Source organism: Haemophilus sp. SZY H35, from assembly GCF_018829705.1.
GTDB classification, from domain to species: domain Bacteria; phylum Pseudomonadota; class Gammaproteobacteria; order Enterobacterales; family Pasteurellaceae; genus Haemophilus; species Haemophilus haemolyticus_K.
Window position 1 is genome coordinate 132418 of record NZ_JAHKJZ010000002.1, and the last position, 18368, is coordinate 150785.

The following is an 18368-nucleotide window of genomic DNA, read 5'->3' on the forward strand; positions in this document are numbered from 1 at the left end:
TTTAATCTCGCCAATCACTCCAATTTTAATTTTGAATAAGCATCTGATTACTAAACATTTAAGTGTGGTTAAATCATTTTTTAATCACACTTTTTTTGATTCCAATCAAAATAACCTACTAATTTAGTCAATTACTTTGTTTGAGGTATTATTTTAACGCCATAATACCCGATATAATTAGTCAGGTATTTTACTTTATGTAAAATATTTGCCTATGATTTTAAATAGGAAGTTAATTTTTCAATAACCTAGGAGTGATAAAATGGGACAGTATAAAAAGTTCTGGTACCTATTAGTTGCCGTATTGATTGGGTCATTCTCAATTTTAGGCTACTACGGGTTCGAAGTATATCGTGAAGCACCGCCGATTCCGCAACAATATGTTTCTGAATCTGGCGAAAAAGTGATTACGCACGATGATATTTTACATGGTCAAACCGCTTGGCAAACTACTGGCGGTATGCAAGTGGGGTCAGTTTGGGGGCATGGCGCATATCAAGCACCAGACTGGACAGCGGATTGGCTTCACCGTGAACTAACTAACTGGTTGGACATTACAGCGAATCAAGAGTTTGGTAAAAACTTCGCTGATTTAAATGATGAACAACAAACTTTATTAAAAGCACGTTTAACCAAAGAATATCGCGGTAGTAAAGTTGAAAACGGTACCGTTGTGCTTTCTAACACCCGTTTAGCAGCAATGGAAAAAACGGCACAATACTACATCTCTTTATATAGTGATGATCCTGCAACTAAAGTGACTCGTGAACACTTTGCGATGAAGGATAATACCCTTCCTGACTTACAAGCGCGTAAAGACTTAGCTAAATTCTTCTTCTGGACAGCATGGACTGCCTCAGCTGAACGTCCAAATACTCATGCAAGTTATACCAATAACTGGCCACATGAGCCGTTAATCAACAACGTACCAACACCAGAAAACGTCATTTGGTCTATTGCAAGTGTCGTATTCCTCATTGCAGGTATTGGTTTCGTGGTGTGGATTTGGTCATTCAAAAAACGTGAAGATGAAAAAGAACCCGCAACACCTGAATTCGATCCACTTACAAAATTACAACTTACCCCTTCTCAACGTTCGTTAGGTAAATACCTCTTCACTGTGCTTGCATTATTCTTACTGCAAGTGAACTTAGGAGCGATTGTTGCTCACTATACCGTTGAAGGTCAAGAATTCTATGGTATTGATATTTCTCAATACTTACCTTATTCATTAGTGCGTACATGGCATATTCAAGCAGCCTTATTCTGGATTGCAATGGCATTCTTAGCTGGCGGTTTATTCCTTGCACCAATCATTAATGGCGGTAAAGATCCGAAATTCCAAAAATTGGGTGTAGATGTTCTCTACTGGGCATTAGTGGTATTAGTAGTGGGTTCATTTACTGGTAGCTACTTAGCGATTGCGCATATTCTTCCTGAAGAATGGAGCTTTATGTTCGGCCACCAAGGTTACGAATTCATTGACTTAGGTCGTTTCTGGCAAGCAGTGAAATTCGCAGGCATCTTGTTCTGGTTAGTCTTAATGCTTCGCGGTACAGTGAACGCATTCAAACAACCCGGTGATAAAAACTTATTGGCATTGTTCTTCGCTTCCGTCATTGCGATCGGTTTATTCTATGGCCCAGCATTATTCTATGGCGAGCACACTCACATTTCTGTGATGGAATACTGGCGTTGGTGGGTAGTTCACCTATGGGTAGAAGGCTTCTTCGAAGTATTCTCTGTAGCGGCACTCTCATTCATCTTCGTAAGTTTAGGTTTAGTTTCACGTCGTACTGCGACCGTGGCAACCATTACTGAAGCAGCGTTGTTCTTAATCGGTGGTATCCCTGGTACTTTCCACCACTTATACTTCGCGGGAGCAACAACCCCAATTATTGCTGTGGGTGCATCATTCTCTGCACTTGAGGTGGTACCTTTAGTATTATTAGGTCACGAAGCGTGGGAACACTGGGCAATGAAACAAAAAGCACCTTGGATGGAACGCTTAAAATGGCCTCTTTACTGCTTCGTAGCCGTCGCATTCTGGAATATGTTAGGTGCTGGCGTATTTGGTTTCTTAATCAACCCTCCAATTTCACTCTACTATGTTCAAGGCTTGAACACGACTGCTGTTCACGCTCACGCGGCATTATTCGGTGTGTATGGCTTCTTGGCATTAGGTTTCGTCTTCTTAATCGCTCGTTATTTACGTCCAGATACACCATTTAACGATAAGTTAATGAAATGGGGCTTCTGGTTATTAAACGGCGGTTTAGTACTGATGATCGTATCAAGCTTACTACCTATCGGCGTTATCCAAGGATATGCAAGTATCTCAGAAGGCTTATGGTATGCACGTAGTGAAGAATTTATGCAACAGCCATTATTCGATACCTTACGTTGGGTACGTCTAGGCGGTGATGTGGTATTCATCTTCGGTGCACTAGCCTTCTTCTGGCAAATCTTTACAATGATTTTCTTCAGACCTAAACATTAATTAGGCCTTCCCAAAAGCGACTTATGTAAAAGTAAGTCGCTTTTTATTTATATAGACTATAAATACTTAATGATTGATTTCAACATAGTTACCAAGAAGTATCTCTTTCAGAATTCTACCTACCTTTAAGATTTATATAAAAAATAACCGCACTTTACAAAGTGCGGTTATTTTCTCTACTCTTTTTATCTAGAATAATTATTTCTTCTTCGCATATTTTAATGAGTCAATGGCTACCGCTAAAATAATAATGCTACCTTTGATGATGTATTGCCAGTAAGGGTTTACACCGATGTAAGTTAAACCGTAGTTGATAACTGTAAAGATGATAACGCCAGTGATGACACCAATTACTGTCCCTACACCACCCGCGAAGGATACGCCACCCACTACGCAAGCGGCAATCGCATCTAATTCATACATAAAACCTAAGTTGTTAGTTGCAGAACCAATACGGCCCGCTTCGAGCATACCACCAAAGGCATAAAACACACCGGCAATCATATAAATAACAACTAAATTACGTGCAACATTCACGCCTGAAACTTTTGCTGCTTCTGGATTTCCCCCAATAGCAAAGATATTTTTACCAAAACGGGTTTTGTTCCACATTATCCACACCAAAAATGAAGCAATTGCAGCATAAATAGTAATATAAGAAAGCTTGAAACTCCCAATTCGGAAAAAGCCTTGAGCAAATGTTGAGAAATTTTCACTAAAACCAGCGATTGGCGATCCACCTACAGCATCATAGTATAGTGAGTTGAAACCATATACGATAATCATGGTTCCCATAGTTGCAATAAACGGTGTTACATTTAAGTAAGCAATAACCAATCCATTTATTAAACCAATAATTGCTCCCACAGCACAAACGGCAAGAATAACAACAGGAATTGGAATTTCACCCATTTCAGGAAATACGCGGTTCATATTTTCCATTGATTGCAACATAGTTGCAGAGATAACTGCAGCCAAACCAACTTGACGACCAGCAGATAAGTCCGTTCCTTGTGTAATTAATAAACCAGCAACCCCAAGTGCAATAATTAAACGAACTGAAGATTGAGTTAAAATATTACTAAAGTTCATCAAATTTAAGAATGTTGGATCTTGCGCAATAATAATACCGAGCAAAATCAATAGCACAAAATAAATGGCATTTTGCTTTAAGAAATCAAAGGATTTGTTTTTTTGTAAGGCACTCATAATCTGTTCCTTTTGTTATAAATATTTCGCAGCGAGTTGCAAGATTTCTTCTTGTGAAGTTTTTGCAGTTTCTACAATACCCGCCAATTTACCGTTACTCATCACTAAAATACGGTCAGTTACACCTAGTAATTCAGGCATTTCTGATGAAATCATAATAATGCCTTTGTCTTTTTTAGCGAGTTCTTGAATGAGTTGGTAAATTTCAAATTTTGCCCCGATGTCGATACCACGAGTCGGCTCATCAAGCATCAGAATTTCAGGTTGAGTTAAAAGCCAACGACCGATAATGACCTTTTGTTGGTTACCACCAGAAAGAGAACCAATTGTTGTTCTATGTGATGGCGTTTTAACATTCATTGAATCAATTACCCACTGGGTATCACTTTTCATTTTCTTCGTGCTAAGTAATTTCCATGGTGTGAGATAAGATTTCATATTTGAAATCAATGAGTTAAATTCAATGCTTAAATTAGAGTAAATACCAGTTGAACGACGCTCTTCAGTTACCAATGCAAAGCCATTATTAATCGCTTCAAGTGCGGTATGATTTTTCACGGTTTTTCCGTGTAACTTGATAGTTCCTTCGGTTAATTCACGTACACCAAAAATAGCTTCAACGATATCAGTACGTTTAGCCCCCACAAGGCCTGCAATACCGAGAATTTCACCTTTTCGTAATTCAAAAGATACGTCTTGAATGGATGGTTGATTTTTAGCGGTAAGATTTTCCACCTGTAAAATTACTTCTTTTGGCGTGTTTGTTTTTTCAGGGAAACGCTGTGTTAATTCACGACCTACCATCATTCCGACAATTTGTTCCATGCTGGATTCTTTCACATTTACGGTGTTGATCCATTTACCGTCGCGTAAAATAGTAATTTCATCACAGATTTTGAAGATTTCATCCATTTTGTGAGAAATATAAATGATGCCGCAACCGCGTTGTTTTAATTTGTCGATAATTTTAAACAGATGCTCAACTTCTTTTTCAGAAAGCGAGGATGTTGGTTCATCCATGATTACGATTTTAGCGTTATACGAGAACGCCTTCGCAATTTCGATCATCTGCATTTGAGAAACTGAAAGTCTGGCGACCTTTTCTTTAGGATCTACATCAATATCCAATTCATCAAAAATAGCTTTAGTATCACGGTACATTTTGGCGTGATCGACAAAAGGTCCCTTAAGTGGATAGCGTCCAAGCCACAAGTTATCCATTACGCTAGTTTGGCGCACGAGGTTGAGTTCTTGGTGCACCATTGAAATACCATTCTCAAGGGCTTCTTTAGATGTTTTAAAATTGACGGGTTGACCTAAGAAAAGGATTTCACCTTCATCTTTGGTATAAATGCCGAATAAGCATTTTAGTAATGTAGATTTGCCCGCGCCGTTCTCACCCATTAAAGCATGAACAGAATGTGAACGAACCGTTAAGTTTGCGTTATCTAAGGCTTTTACGCCAGGAAAGGATTTGCAGACATTGGTCATTGTGAGCAGCACTTGGCTGTCTTGGCTTTGAGTTTGAGATGTCATATCCAACCTCGTTAAAAAGGGGAAGGGTAACTTCCCCTTGGATTACAACAAAAATTGATGAGAAATTATTTTAAGAAGTCGCCTAAGTTGTCTTTATCTACACCAACATAAGGGATACGTACAACACGATCTTTTAATTCCCATTTTGTTCCTTCAGTTGCTGCTTTGCCTTGTGCTAAGTTGTTAGATAATTGAATAACTGCTTTACCTTGGTTCACACCATCGTTTAACACAGTACCAGCAAGTTCACCTTTTTTGATGAGTTGTAATGCTTCTGGTAACGCATCCACACCGAAGATAGGGAGTTTTTTACCATGTGCTTTGGTTGCTTCTAATGCGCCTAATGCCATACCATCATTGTTAGAAATAATTACTTCAATGTCGTTCGCTTTAGAGCTAGATAACCAAGCATCTACTTTATCTTTCGCCATTGCAGCATCCCACATACCTGTATCAATAAATAATTGTTCAGTTTGGATACCTTTTGCATTAAGTTCTTCAACTACGAATTTTGTACGTGCTTCAGCATCTGGGTGACCTGGTTCACCTTTTAATAATACGAATTGGATTTTGCCATCTTTATTTAAGTCTAGAGCTGGATTCGCTTTCCATTGTTTTGCAATTAAATCCCCTTGAATTAAGCCTGATTCTTTTGGATCAGTACCTACATAGTAAGCGTGTTCATAAGAACCGATAGCTTTTGCACCTGGGTCTTTATTAAAGAATACAACAGGAATGTTGTCTGGTTTTGCTTTGCTAATAATGGTTGGTGCTGCTGCAGGGTCAACTAAGTTAATTGCAAGAGCCTTCACACCTTTGGAAAGTAATACATCAACTTGGTCATTTTGAATTGATTGTGCATTTTGGGAGTCATTCATTAAAAGTTTAATACCGCCAACTGCTTTAGCCTCTTTGTCGATCTCTTTACGCATTAATGACATAAAATTATCATCATATTTGTAAATAGTGACGCCGATTTTACTATCGGCTGCAAAACTTGAAGATACTGCTCCTAAACCGATAGCCAAAGCAACCGCACTTAATACTGCTGTTTTTTTCATAATAACGCTCCTATTTTGGAATGTTGATGTTAGGGGGAAATATTGCATGACATTCTGTAATTAATGCCATATTAGCGAATAATTTACTCGGAATCTGTGATCAAACTCACATAAAATGAAAACGATTACATTAAAAATTCGGATTTGTGATCACTATCACATTTTATGAGTGTGTTTATCTTCAAATTTAGATAGATTCCACAGAAAAACGACGTACTAATGTTGGGTTAAACTGAATTGTTGATGGCGTTCTCACCTCATTATCGACAAGGCTTAATGCTAGATTAGCTGCATAAGTTGCCATTAAATCAATAGGATAGCGAATAGTCGTCAATTTAGGAATTAAATAACGAGCAATTGGCATATCGTCAAAACCAATGATTGAAAATTGGCTTGGTACACTAATATTGTTTTCATTGAGAACTGAAATGGCTCCCGCAGCCATCGAATCATTATAAGCCACAACTGCAGTGAGATCTTTGTTATAACTAAGCAAATCAATCATAGCTTTTTCTCCACCTTCGAAGTCTGGTGAATTGTGCGTGATGGCATGCTCAATAATTGGATAATTGTGATCTTTTAATGCAGTCAGATAACCATCTCGACGCTCTATTTCATCGAAAATAGCATGGTTAGATCCAATATATGCGATATCTTTATGACCACAACGGATAAGCATTTCCGTTGCTAAGTAGGTTCCTTTTTTATTATCTAAACTTACGCAACGATTTTCATAGCCTTGAATCACTCGGTTGATAATCACCATTCCTGGTACTGTTTTCAAATAATGGCTAAGTTCATTGTCAGATAATGCTTTCGAATGCACAACTAAACAACTACAACGCTTGCGAAGTAAAGTATCAATAGCTTCACGCTCCTTCTCTGCATGGTGATAGCCAATGCCAATCAAGATTGTTTTACGGTGTGCTTCTGCAACTTTATCTACGGCTTTCACTAAAATAGCAAAAAACGAGTCTGTTACATCGGTAACAACCACACCAATCGTATCGGTGTTTTGTATTGCAAGGGCTTTAGCATTGGCATTGGGCTGATAATTAAGTTGCTCAATTGCTTGTTTTACGGCAAGGCGGGTATCTTCACTTACTGAGGGATGTTGATTTACAACACGAGAAACAGTAGCAATAGATACATGGGCTAATTCAGCTACATCATGAATGGTGCTCATAGAATGCTCTCCATAATGAAATCACGTTTCTTATTATGTTCTTTCTAAATAAAATTGAAAGCGGTTACTTTCTGATTTGTAATCGAGATCACAAAAAACTTTCAGAGATTTTCCCATTATGTGATACTGATCACGGTTTATTTTTTTGAATTTGCTATCTTATGCGCAGTATTTTGTGTAATCGTTTACAATTTAGAAAGGGAACCAATTATGAGTGATATTTTTGAACCAACCGAGCATCCACATCGTCGCTATAATCCGTTAATTGATCAATGGGTTTTAGTTTCGCCACATCGTGCAAAACGTCCGTGGCAAGGGCAACAGGAAAAGGTCAATGAAGAACAAAAACCAAGTTATGATCCAACTTGTTATCTTTGCCCGAGTAATAAGCGTATTACAGGTGAATTAAATCCCGATTATCGTAAACCTTATGTGTTTAAAAATGATTTTTCTGCTCTTTTAGAAGATACGCCAGCCCCTGAAAAATCCTCAGATCCACTTTTCCAAAGTTCTCAAGCTCGTGGTGAAAGTCGAGTCATTTGTTTCTCTCCAGATCATAGTAAAACATTACCATTATTGACCGCACTTGAGATTGAAGAAGTGATTAAAGTATGGCAAGAGCAACTTCGTGAACTTGGTGCGAAATACCAATGGGTGCAAATTTTTGAAAACAAAGGGGCAGCAATGGGGTGTTCGAACCCACATCCACATGGTCAAATTTGGGCGAATAGTTTCTTGCCAAATGAAGTTGCTCGTGAAGATCACACGCAACGCGATTATTTATTAAAACATGGTTCAGTAATGTTAGTTAATTATGTGAAACGAGAACTGGAGTTAGAAGAACGTATTGTCGTTGAAACTGAACATTGGGTAGCTTTAGTGCCTTATTGGGCTATTTGGCCATTTGAAACATTGCTTTTACCAAAAACTCATGTAAAACGTTTAACTGAATTAAGTGACGAACAATCAAAAGATCTTGCGGTTATTTTGAAAAAATTGACAACCAAGTACGACAATCTATTTGAAACCTCTTTCCCATATTCAATGGGATTTCATGCGGCACCATTTAATGGCGAAGATAACGAACATTGGCAGCTACACGCTCATTTTTATCCTCCTCTTTTACGCTCAGCAACTGTGCGTAAATTTATGGTGGGATATGAAATGTTAGGTGAAAGCCAACGCGATTTAACGGCAGAACAGGCTGCAGAGCGATTACGTGCTTTGAGTGAAGTTCATTATAAAGAAAGAACTAAATAATATAGTCAGTCCCCCTCTTTACAAAAGAAAGGGGAGATCGAGTACAGATTTAATATAAGGATAGAAATATGACTCCAATCCAAAATGCTCAACAAATTTTCAATAAACAGCATAAAAATTTGCCAGAAATTACCGCCTATGCGCCAGGCCGAGTAAATATCATCGGCGAACATACCGACTACAACGACGGCTTTGTTATGCCTTGTGCGATTAATTTTGGTACGGCCGTTTCTGGTACAAAACGAGATGATCATATTTGGAATGTTTATGCGGCGGATCTTGATGAAATTGATGAATTTTCTCTCAATGTTGAAATTCCTAAGAGTGAACATAAATGGGCTAATTACGTGCGTGGGGTTGTAAAATTTATCCAAGAACGTTACCCGCACTTTCAACAAGGTGCAAATTTAGTGATTTCTGGAAATGTGCCGCTTTCTTCTGGATTAAGTTCATCTGCAGCGTTAGAAGTTGCGGTGGGTAAATTCTGCCAACAACTTGGCGATTTACCACTTTCTCACACAGATATTGCATTGAATGGACAAAAAGCGGAAAACCAATTTGTTGGGGCAAATTGTGGCAATATGGATCAGTTAATTTCCGCACTTGGGCAGGAAAATCACTTACTGATGATCGATTGTCGTAGTCTTGAAACCACTCCAACACCCGTGCCACAAGATGTCGCGGTTATTATTGTGAACTCAAACGTACCGCACGATTTGGTAACGGGTGAATACAATACTCGCCGTCAGCAATGTGAAGAGGCGGCAAAATTTTTTGGAGTAAAAGCATTGCGTGATGTTTCAGTTGAACAATTCCGAAACAGAGAAGCAGAATTGACCGCACTTTCACCATTAGCAGCAAAACGTGCTCGTCATGTCGTCACAGAAAATCAACGAGTACTCGATGCAGTGGAAGCACTGAAGAAGAATGATTTGACCCGTTTAGGTGAGTTAATGGGGGAATCTCATGATTCAATGCGTGATGATTTTGAAATTACCGTGCCACAAATTGATTATTTAGTTGAATTGGCCCAACTTGTTATTGGCAAAAGTGGCGGTGCACGTATGACGGGCGGCGGTTTTGGTGGCTGTATTGTCGCACTTGCGCCACATGATAAAGTCGATGCCGTTCGTAAAATTATTGCGGATAATTACGAGAAAACGACTGGTTTAAAAGAAACTTTTTATGTGTGCACTGCATCACAAGGTGTTCGAGTGATTTAAGAGAAAATGATGTTAGAACAAACTACTTTTAATGCGCCTGATGGTGCACCTTATCAGCTGATAACCCTGCAAAATGAAAATGGAATGCGTGTTCAATTTATGGATTGGGGGGCAACTTGGCTTTCTTGCAAAGTGCCAGTAAATGGCAGTTTACGCGAGGTTTTATTGGGTTGTAAGGTAAAAGATTATCCAAATCATCAAAGCTATTTAGGCGCAAGCGTGGGGCGTTATGCAAATCGTATTGCAAATGCACAATTTGAATTGAATGGTGAACTCATTCAATTAAGAAGTAATCAAGGTAAACATCAGCTTCATGGTGGAGAGGGCTTTGATAAACGCCGTTGGAAAATTCAAGAGTGCGGTGATAATTTTGTGTGTTTTTCATTACATTCAGTAGATGGTGATCAAGGTTTTCCTGGTAATGTGGATGTCTCTGTAACCTATACGCTAACAGATGATAATAGCGTAAAAATTGAATATGCAGGGATGTGTGATAAGGATACTGCATTGAACTTAACGAATCATACTTATTTCAATTTAGAAAATGCAGAGCAAGGCAGTGACGTGCGTGAACATACATTACGTTTAAATGCTGATTTTTATCTGCCTGTAGATAATGAGGGGATTCCTAATTCTCCATTAAAGCACGTAGTGAATACGAGTTTTGACTTCCGTATTGCTAAACCCATCAAACAAGATTTTTTACAAGGGGATCAGCAAGCAACAAAAGGTTACGATCATTCCTTTATTGTCAATAAAGCTTGGCAAAAGCCTTGCGTGTTACTGACTTCTCCAACTGGTGATTTAAGTTTGGAAGTAAGAACCTCGCAAGCCGTATTGCAGGTTTATACGGGGAATTATCTTGCAGGTACACCAACGAGAAATGGCGAATTATATGCGGATTTTTCTGGCGTAGCACTAGAAACCCAATGTTTACCTGACACACCTAATCATCCCGAATGGCAAAATTACGGCGGAATTCAAAAATCAGGCGAGCGATATTATCAATGGACGGAGTTTAAGTTTTTTTAAAAGTAATAATTACTGATAAACAGAAGGCTAATTTCTGAAAAACTCGAAATTAGCCCCTATATTAAATAAATCTAATAGTTAGTTTATTTTATTAAACTTCGCTCTCTCCAGAGAAACGTTCAATTCTAGCACCTAAACAACGAAGTTTTTCTTCTATATGTTCATAACCACGATCGATATGATAAATACGATCTACTATGGTTTCACCTGTTGCGATACAACCAGCAAGAACTAAACTAATAGATGCTCGGAGATCTGTCGCCATCACTTCTGCGCCAGATAACTGTTCAACACCATGACATACGGCAGTATTCCCTTCAATTTCAGCTTTTCCGCCCATGCGAATTAATTCAGGAATATGCATAAAACGATTTTCAAAAATCGTTTCAGTAATAATACTTGTGCCCTCTGCCACCATATTTAATAAGGTGAATTGAGCCTGCATATCAGTAGGGAACCCAGGATGTGGTGCAGTACGAATATTTACTGCTTTAGGGCGATTTCCAAGCATATCTAAAGTGATACTATTCTCAGTAACATCAACTTGAGCGCCAGCTTCACGAAGTTTATCGATCACTGCATCTAAAGTATCAGCCTTAGTATTTTGACAAACAACACGACCGCCCGAAATTGCTGCGGCAATTAAGAATGTACCCGTTTCAATACGATCTGGCACGACACTATGTTCACAACCAGTTAAACGTTCAACACCTTCAATCGTGATGTGATCAGAACCTGCACCAGATATTTTCGCACCCATTTTATTGAGGAAGTCGGCGGTATCTACAATTTCAGGCTCACGAGCCGCGTTTTCAATTACGGTGGTTCCTTTCGCAAGCGTTGCTGCCATCATAATAGATAAAGTTGCACCTACGCTCACTTTTTCCATGACAATGCGAGTGCCCACAAGACGATCTAATACTTGTGCTTTTACATATCCTTCTTCAAGAACGATGTCTGCGCCTAATTTTTCTAAACCACTAATATGGAGATCAACTGGACGAGCACCGATAGAGCAACCACCAGGTAAAGATACTTGACCTTGATGAAAACGAGCAACCAAAGGCGCCAATGCCCAAATAGAAGCACGCATGGTTTTAACCAATTCATAAGGTGCGGTGAAATGATCGATATTCGATGCATCTAATAAAACTGAGCCAGTTTCATCACGATCTACCACCACGCCTAATTTACGTAAAATTTTCAAAGTGGTTTCAATATCTTTAAGCGCAGGCACGTTCGTGAGTTTAACTGGTTTTGTTGCCAAAATAGCGGCAAAAAGAATTGGAAGTGCGGCATTTTTTGCACCTGAAATATTCACGGTTCCACTTAAACGAGACTGCCCATAAACACGAAATTTTTCCATTTTTGAATCCTTAATTAAGTTGGTTTAATGCACGATCACGTTTCCACTTTTCAGTAGTATAAGTTTTAATTGTTAACGCGTGAATTTCGCCAGTAGTAAAATAAGCCATTAACGGAGCATAAATTGTTTGTTGTTGCTTTACGCGAGAAAGTGCAGCAATTTCATCACTCACTACAATCACGCCAAAATGCGCATTTTCACCTTGAGCATAAACCTCTTCTACGTTTAGCGCATCTTTTAAAATTCGTTCAATTTCTTGAAGTTCCATCAGATTTCCGTTTAATTAAGATCTGTAAAATTTGCGATCCAATCAGACAAACCAACAAGATCTGCAAGGGTTAATAATTGTTTTGGTGGATAAACTAATCGCACTGTTTTATTAAGCTTTTGGCACTCTCGTAAAAAATCACAAAGCGCTGCAAAACCAGCCGAATCAATGTGCTGAATACCATATAAATCCCATTCAACAACCGTTCGATCAAGCGCACTAGCTGATAAAAAAGTGTCACGTTGCTGCCACATAGGCAACAACGTATTGCGAGATAGCTCCCCGGACAAAAGGAGCGCTATCTTATCATCATTTTTCTTTAAATCCCAATTTAACATGGCAACAAAATTATTTGCTGAATGTTACAGGTTGAGCGGCTGATTTTTGTACTTGAGCCGTTAATGCATCAATACCCTGTTGACGTAAGATACCACTCCATTCTTGTTGTTTTGTTACAACCATGCTCACGCCTTCAGCAACCATGTCATAAGCTAACCATTCACCCGTTTTACCATTCTTACGCCATTTAAAATCTAATTTAATTGGTGCTGCACCATTGGTTTGAATAATATTCACACGAATATTTACTAAGTTTTTATCACCTAATGCTTTTTCTGGCTCAATTTGGATTTGTTGATTTGAATATGCCGTTAATACTTGTGCATAAGCTTGTTCAATAAAATCACCAAAAGCTTTAAAGAATTTTTCACGTTGTTCAGGTGTAGTAGATTTGAAATGAGAACCTAGCACCAAAGAACCAGCATAATTAACTTGAACATAAGGTAGTAAATCATTACGAACGATAGTACGTAAATAATTTGGATTCTTTTTAATCTGGCTTTGATTTGCCTGAATATCAGAAAACAATTTATCTGACGCTTGTTGCATTAATACATAAGGACTTGTTTCAGCCATAGCAGTACCAGCAGCAAAAAGTGCGGTAAATACTAAGGTTAAAATTGCAAACCATTTTTTCACTTGGAAAAATTTCATCATAAATCTCCTAAATAAATGTGAGTTGTTATTGTACTGTAGGCTCAGTCTTTTCACTGTTACCATCAGATTTTTTATCGCCGTAAAGGAATTGGCCGATTAAATCCTCCAACACCATCGCAGATTTTGTATCTTGAATTTGGCTACCTTCTTTAAGCATAGCCGATTCACCATCATCAAACCCCATTGTCAATGCAATATATTGCTCACCCAATAAACCAGATGTCTTAATTGATAAAGAACTGTTTTCTGGAATCTCATTATATTCCTGATTAATTGCAATACTGACTTTGGGTAAATAGCTTTTTTCATCAAGCGTAATACCGCTCACACGCCCAATAACCACTCCACCAACTTTTAATGGTGCACGTACTTTTAGTCCACCAATATTATCAAAAGTTGCCGTCACAGTATAAGATTTCGTCTCACCAAAACCTTGTACGTTGGCTACGCGTAAACCTAAAAAAACTAAGGCGCCAATACCAAGTAATAAAAATAACCCGACCCAAAATTCATATTTAATTGTTTGTCTCATAAAAAATCCTTAACCTGCTCCAAACATAATAGCAGTCAAAATAAAATCTAATCCTAGAACAACAAGAGAGGCATGCACGACTGTTCGTGTTGTAGCTTGGCTGATGCCTTCTGATGTTGGCATACAATCATAACCATTAAAAAGCGCAATCCAAGTTACGGCAACAGCAAAGAAAACCGCTTTAATAAAGCCATTTAAAATGTCATAGCTCCAACTCACGGAATTTTGCATCACAGACCAAAAGCTACCCGAATCAACACCTTTCCAATCCACACCAACTAAGGAACCGCCCCAAATACCAATCGCGATAAACAAGATTGACAAAATTGGCATGGAAATAACTCCCGCCCAAAAACGAGGTGCAATCACTCGACGTAAAGGATCAACAGCCATCATTTCAAGACTAGAAAGTTGTTCAGTAGCTTTCATTAAGCCTATTTCAGCCGTCAATGCAGAACCTGCTCGACCCGCGAATAAAAGTGCGGTAACAACAGGCCCTAATTCTCGTAAAAGAGAAAGCGCTACAAGCTGTCCCAAACTTGTTTCAGCAGAAAAATCGACTAACACAACATAACCTTGTAGTCCTAATACCATTCCAATAAATAAACCGGACAACAAAATAATGAGTAACGATTGGACACCTAAAACATGCATTTGCTTCACAAGCAAAGGAAAATGCTTACGAATTTGTGGCTTGCCGATCAAAGCGCCAAATAACATAAAGCCTGCTCGCCCTAAGGCACGGAAAAAGTCAATCACCTGTTTACCCAAAGCAGAAATAAAATTGACGATCATTCAAACAATTCCTTCACATAATCTTGCGCTGGGTACTTAAAGCGCACAGGACCATCAGATTCACCTTTTAAGAATTGCACCACGCGCGGATCTTGGCTCTGTAAAAGCTGCTCAGACGTTCCTTCTGCGATAACTTTTTGGTCTGCAATAATATAAGCATAATCTGCAATACTCAATACTTCTTCCACATCGTGCGACACGACGATAGAAGTCAAATTTAACGCTTCATTTAATCGTTTAATCAGGCTCAAAATTACGCCCATACTGATTGGATCTTGCCCAGTAAATGGCTCATCAAACATAATTAAATCAGGGTCAAGTGCAATAGCGCGTGCTAATGCAGCTCGACGAGCCATACCACCAGAAAGTTCTGAAGGCATCAATGCGGCAGCACCTCGCAACCCAACAGCTTCCAATTTCATCAATACGATTTGACGAATTAAACTTTCAGGCAAATGCGTATGTTCACGAATTGGAAAGGCGACATTATCAAAAGTAGAAATATCCGTAAAAAGCGCACCGGATTGAAATAACATCCCCATCCGTTTGCGTACTTCGTACAGTTCACTATTAGATAGACGACAAATATCTTGCCCATCAAACAAAATTTCACCTTGTTCTGGTATCAGTTGCCCACCTATCAATTTAAGTAAGGTGGTTTTACCAATCCCCGACGGCCCCATGATCGCAGTGATTTTTCCCTTTTTTACTTGCAAATTCAGGTTATCATAAATCACGCGATCACCGCGTTTAAAGGTGAGATTCTTAACTTCAATTAGATTTTGATTCATTAAAATCTCGTTTATAAATAAAAAGTGCGGTCGTTTTGACTAGCGTTTTTGTGAAAGGTTCATCTTACGACGAACAAACGCCATCATGCCGTGTAATACTAAAAACAACAATGACAAAGCATATAAAGGCATATTTCCTAGCACAGAATAAGGGGTTTTGCCTTCCGCAGGCGCTATTTTATGCGTCAACGTTGTTTCAATAAATTGCGGTGCCTGCGCTAACACCTTACCTTGTGCATCAACAAAGACCGAAATCCCCGTATTCGTTGCGCGAATAAGCGGTTTACCCAATTCTAAAGCTCGCATTCTTGCCATCTGTAAATGTTGCCAAGGCCCAATCGAATCACCAAACCAGGCATCATTAGAAATTGTGAGCAAATAATCCGTATCTTGTTTCAAATTTTGCCGCACTTGTTCACCGAAAATAATCTCATAGCAAATTGCTGGCGAAAACGCGCGTTTTTTTGCCATTAAAGATGGCTGAATCGCTTCTCCACTTTGAAATGCAGACATCGGCAAATTAAACACTGAATTAAGTGGTCGCAAAATACTTTCTAGCGGAACATATTCACCGAAAGGCACGAGATGATGCTTACTATAACGATTTGACGTATCGGGCTGATAAGGAAAGTCTGGGTTTCCAGCAGTCATAATAGAATTAAGCAACTTACCAGATTTCATATCTTGGAATACCGTACCAACCATTATCTCCGTTTTCGTTTCTTTAGCTGCACGATCTAATCCTTCAAAAAATGGCGTAATCGCATTTTCAAGAGTTGGTAACGCTGATTCAGGCAAAATAATTAAATCGGTTTTACCAAGATTTTCTGCGATTAATTTTTGATAAATCGCCAAAGTAGAATAGAAATAATCTGGATCCCATTTTAGATTTTGTTCAATATTTCCTTGCGCAAGCGTGACTGAAATTGCCTTATCTTCAACAGATTTTACAAAGTGAATTTGGGATGAATAAGCACTTAATCCCCCCACGATGCTCAATAGCAAAACATTCGCCAAGATTAATTTAAGATTTTTCGTTTTAAATAAAGATAAAACAAAATTAAACATCACCGCACTTGCCCAAACGGTAAAGAACGTTAATCCTGTTACCCCAAAAATCGGGGCGATGCCATAAAATGGGCTGTCAATTTGTGTATAACCAAACTGAAGCCAAGGAAAACCGGTAAAAATCCAACCTCGTAAAAATTCTGTCAATGTCCAAATCACGGCAAAAATTACCGCACTTTGAACGTTGAAACGCTGAACCAAATAGGTAAAGAGCATCGGATATAGTACAAGATAAGCCGCAAGTAAACCGACAAGGAAATAACTCACACCTAAAGACGCGCCACCAAATTGGTGAATACTGACATTAAGCCAACTTACCCCAAAACAAAAAAATCCCATCGACCACAAAAACGTCGCTAAAAGTGCGGTGGATTTTTTAGGATTTTTAGCGACATAAAGTAAACCTAGTAAAGAAACATAGGCTAAAGGCCAATAATCAAATGGCGAAAAGGCAAAAACACCGACTAAACCAGATATAAGCGCAATAAGATAAGTAAAATATTTATTCATAAATTCAATTATATTTTGCACGCCCCTACAAGCGTCTTTTGTGTTGGAATTTGAAATCCCATTTCAAGTAAATAAAAAGCACGAGTTAGAAAACGCGTGCCATCATTAAGGATGATAAAATGCTATTCGTCTTTTTCTTCCACATCATCCATTTCTGCCAAATGTTCATCTGGCACAGTCACTCGAAGTTGAATCAATCGGCGACTATCTGCCGAGGTGACTTTAAATTGAAGATTGTTCAACGTAATTTCTTCACCACGTTTTGGTAGATAACCAAAAGTCTGCATAATTAGCCCACCAATGGTATCCACTTCTTCATCATCAAAATCCGTATTAAATTGCGCATTGAAATCATCAATATCTGTGAGCGCACGCACAGCATAAGTATGACGAGAAAGCTGACGAATATCTGCGACCTCTTCTTCATCAAATTCATCTTCAATATCGCCAACAATTTGTTCTAATATATCTTCAATGGTAACAAGGCCTGATACCGCACCAAATTCATCCACCACAATAGCCATATGGAAACGCTCAGAGCGGAAATCTTTCAACATACGATCCACTCTTTTGCTTTCTGGCACAATCACGACGGGGCGTAATAATGAAGATAAATCAAACTCTTCGGCATCTTCACGTAAAAATTTCAATAAATCTTTTGCATGCAAAATGCCTACGATATTATCGCGATCATCTGCATCGGCAATCACAGGAAAACGAGAATGTGCGGATTCAATAATTGTGTTTAAACAAGTAGTTAAATCTTGTTGATCTTCAATAAAAATAATTTGTGAACGAGGAATCATAATATCGCGAACACGAAGCTCCGCGATTTCCATCACGCCTTCAATCATTTCACGCGTATTTTGATCAATTAAATCGTTTTGTTCTGAATCGCGAATCACTTCCACGAGTTCTTCACGGTTTTTTAATTCACCTTGAAAAAAGCGACCAAATAAAGATTGAAAAAAAGGTTTTTTCGTATTTTCAGATTGGTTTAAATTTTGCCGTTCGTCGTTCATATTATTTTATCTA

17 protein-coding genes are annotated in these 18368 nt (G+C 38.6%); 4 read left to right on the top strand and 13 right to left on the bottom strand.

Features of this window, described 5'->3' with window-relative positions:
* The first annotated feature begins 262 nt into the window (after positions 1-262).
* The gene (locus KP710_RS04220) at positions 263-2500 is read left to right on the top strand and encodes a nitric-oxide reductase large subunit (RefSeq protein ID WP_111407548.1); all 2238 of its coding nucleotides are present in this window, start codon (positions 263-265) and stop codon (positions 2498-2500) included.
* A gap of 198 nt (positions 2501-2698) precedes the next feature.
* On the opposite strand, the gene mglC is transcribed toward KP710_RS04220, so the two are convergent.
* The 4 genes from mglC to KP710_RS04240 form a co-directional block, all read right to left on the bottom strand.
* Positions 2699-3709: a galactose/methyl galactoside ABC transporter permease MglC gene (gene mglC, locus KP710_RS04225; protein ID WP_048953854.1), complete on the bottom strand. Its 1011-nt coding sequence runs from the start codon at positions 3707-3709 to the stop codon at positions 2699-2701.
* Between the two features lie 15 nt (positions 3710-3724).
* On the bottom strand, positions 3725-5245 hold the full coding sequence (gene mglA / locus KP710_RS04230; RefSeq protein WP_215770931.1) for a galactose/methyl galactoside ABC transporter ATP-binding protein MglA: 1521 nt from the start codon (positions 5243-5245) through the stop codon (positions 3725-3727).
* Between the two features lie 65 nt (positions 5246-5310).
* The gene (mglB, locus tag KP710_RS04235) at positions 5311-6306 is read right to left on the bottom strand and encodes a galactose/glucose ABC transporter substrate-binding protein MglB (protein ID WP_215770932.1); all 996 of its coding nucleotides are present in this window, start codon (positions 6304-6306) and stop codon (positions 5311-5313) included.
* A 187-nt stretch (positions 6307-6493) separates the two neighbouring features.
* The gene (locus tag KP710_RS04240) at positions 6494-7492 is read right to left on the bottom strand and encodes a substrate-binding domain-containing protein (RefSeq protein WP_215770933.1); all 999 of its coding nucleotides are present in this window, start codon (positions 7490-7492) and stop codon (positions 6494-6496) included.
* A gap of 210 nt (positions 7493-7702) precedes the next feature.
* Between KP710_RS04240 and galT the strand changes: the two genes are divergently transcribed.
* The 3 genes from galT (at position 7703) to galM (ending at position 11007) form a co-directional block, all read left to right on the top strand.
* Positions 7703-8752 carry a galactose-1-phosphate uridylyltransferase gene (gene galT, locus KP710_RS04245; protein WP_215770934.1) on the top strand — a complete coding sequence of 350 codons (1050 nt, stop codon included), beginning with the start codon at positions 7703-7705 and terminating at the stop codon, positions 8750-8752.
* Between the two features lie 68 nt (positions 8753-8820).
* Positions 8821-9975: a galactokinase gene (gene galK / locus KP710_RS04250; RefSeq protein ID WP_215770935.1), complete on the top strand. Its 1155-nt coding sequence runs from the start codon at positions 8821-8823 to the stop codon at positions 9973-9975.
* Positions 9976-9984: 9 nt separating this feature from the next.
* Positions 9985-11007, top strand: a complete 1023-nt coding sequence (gene galM / locus KP710_RS04255; protein ID WP_215770936.1) for a galactose-1-epimerase — start codon at positions 9985-9987, stop codon at positions 11005-11007.
* Positions 11008-11098: 91 nt separating this feature from the next.
* Here the strand turns inward: galM and murA are convergent, their stop codons facing one another.
* From murA to corC, 9 genes are all read right to left on the bottom strand, one after another.
* Complete coding sequence (murA, locus tag KP710_RS04260) at positions 11099-12373, bottom strand: UDP-N-acetylglucosamine 1-carboxyvinyltransferase (RefSeq protein WP_065265307.1); 1275 nt, start codon at positions 12371-12373, stop codon at positions 11099-11101.
* A gap of 10 nt (positions 12374-12383) precedes the next feature.
* The gene (locus KP710_RS04265) at positions 12384-12641 is read right to left on the bottom strand and encodes a BolA family protein (RefSeq protein WP_005631356.1); all 258 of its coding nucleotides are present in this window, start codon (positions 12639-12641) and stop codon (positions 12384-12386) included.
* A gap of 11 nt (positions 12642-12652) precedes the next feature.
* Positions 12653-12979, bottom strand: a complete 327-nt coding sequence (locus tag KP710_RS04270) for an STAS domain-containing protein (RefSeq protein WP_140580754.1) — start codon at positions 12977-12979, stop codon at positions 12653-12655.
* 10 nt (positions 12980-12989) lie between these two features.
* Positions 12990-13634: a phospholipid-binding protein MlaC gene (gene mlaC / locus KP710_RS04275; protein WP_181153562.1), complete on the bottom strand. Its 645-nt coding sequence runs from the start codon at positions 13632-13634 to the stop codon at positions 12990-12992.
* A 28-nt stretch (positions 13635-13662) separates the two neighbouring features.
* Complete coding sequence (gene mlaD, locus KP710_RS04280; RefSeq protein ID WP_005636837.1) at positions 13663-14169, bottom strand: outer membrane lipid asymmetry maintenance protein MlaD; 507 nt, start codon at positions 14167-14169, stop codon at positions 13663-13665.
* A 9-nt stretch (positions 14170-14178) separates the two neighbouring features.
* Positions 14179-14964, bottom strand: a complete 786-nt coding sequence (gene mlaE, locus KP710_RS04285; protein ID WP_005628334.1) for a lipid asymmetry maintenance ABC transporter permease subunit MlaE — start codon at positions 14962-14964, stop codon at positions 14179-14181.
* On the bottom strand, positions 14961-15755 hold the full coding sequence (gene mlaF, locus KP710_RS04290) for a phospholipid ABC transporter ATP-binding protein MlaF (protein ID WP_111407559.1): 795 nt from the start codon (positions 15753-15755) through the stop codon (positions 14961-14963). The genes mlaE and mlaF overlap by 4 nt, the downstream gene beginning before the upstream one ends.
* A 39-nt stretch (positions 15756-15794) precedes the next feature.
* A complete protein-coding gene (gene lnt, locus KP710_RS04295) occupies positions 15795-17333 on the bottom strand; it encodes an apolipoprotein N-acyltransferase (RefSeq protein ID WP_215770937.1) in 1539 nt (512 codons plus the stop codon).
* 122 nt (positions 17334-17455) lie between these two features.
* Positions 17456-18355, bottom strand: coding sequence for a CNNM family magnesium/cobalt transport protein CorC (gene corC / locus KP710_RS04300; protein ID WP_215770938.1), 900 nt, complete (start codon positions 18353-18355; stop codon positions 17456-17458).
* Between the last annotated feature and the right edge of the window lie 13 nt (positions 18356-18368).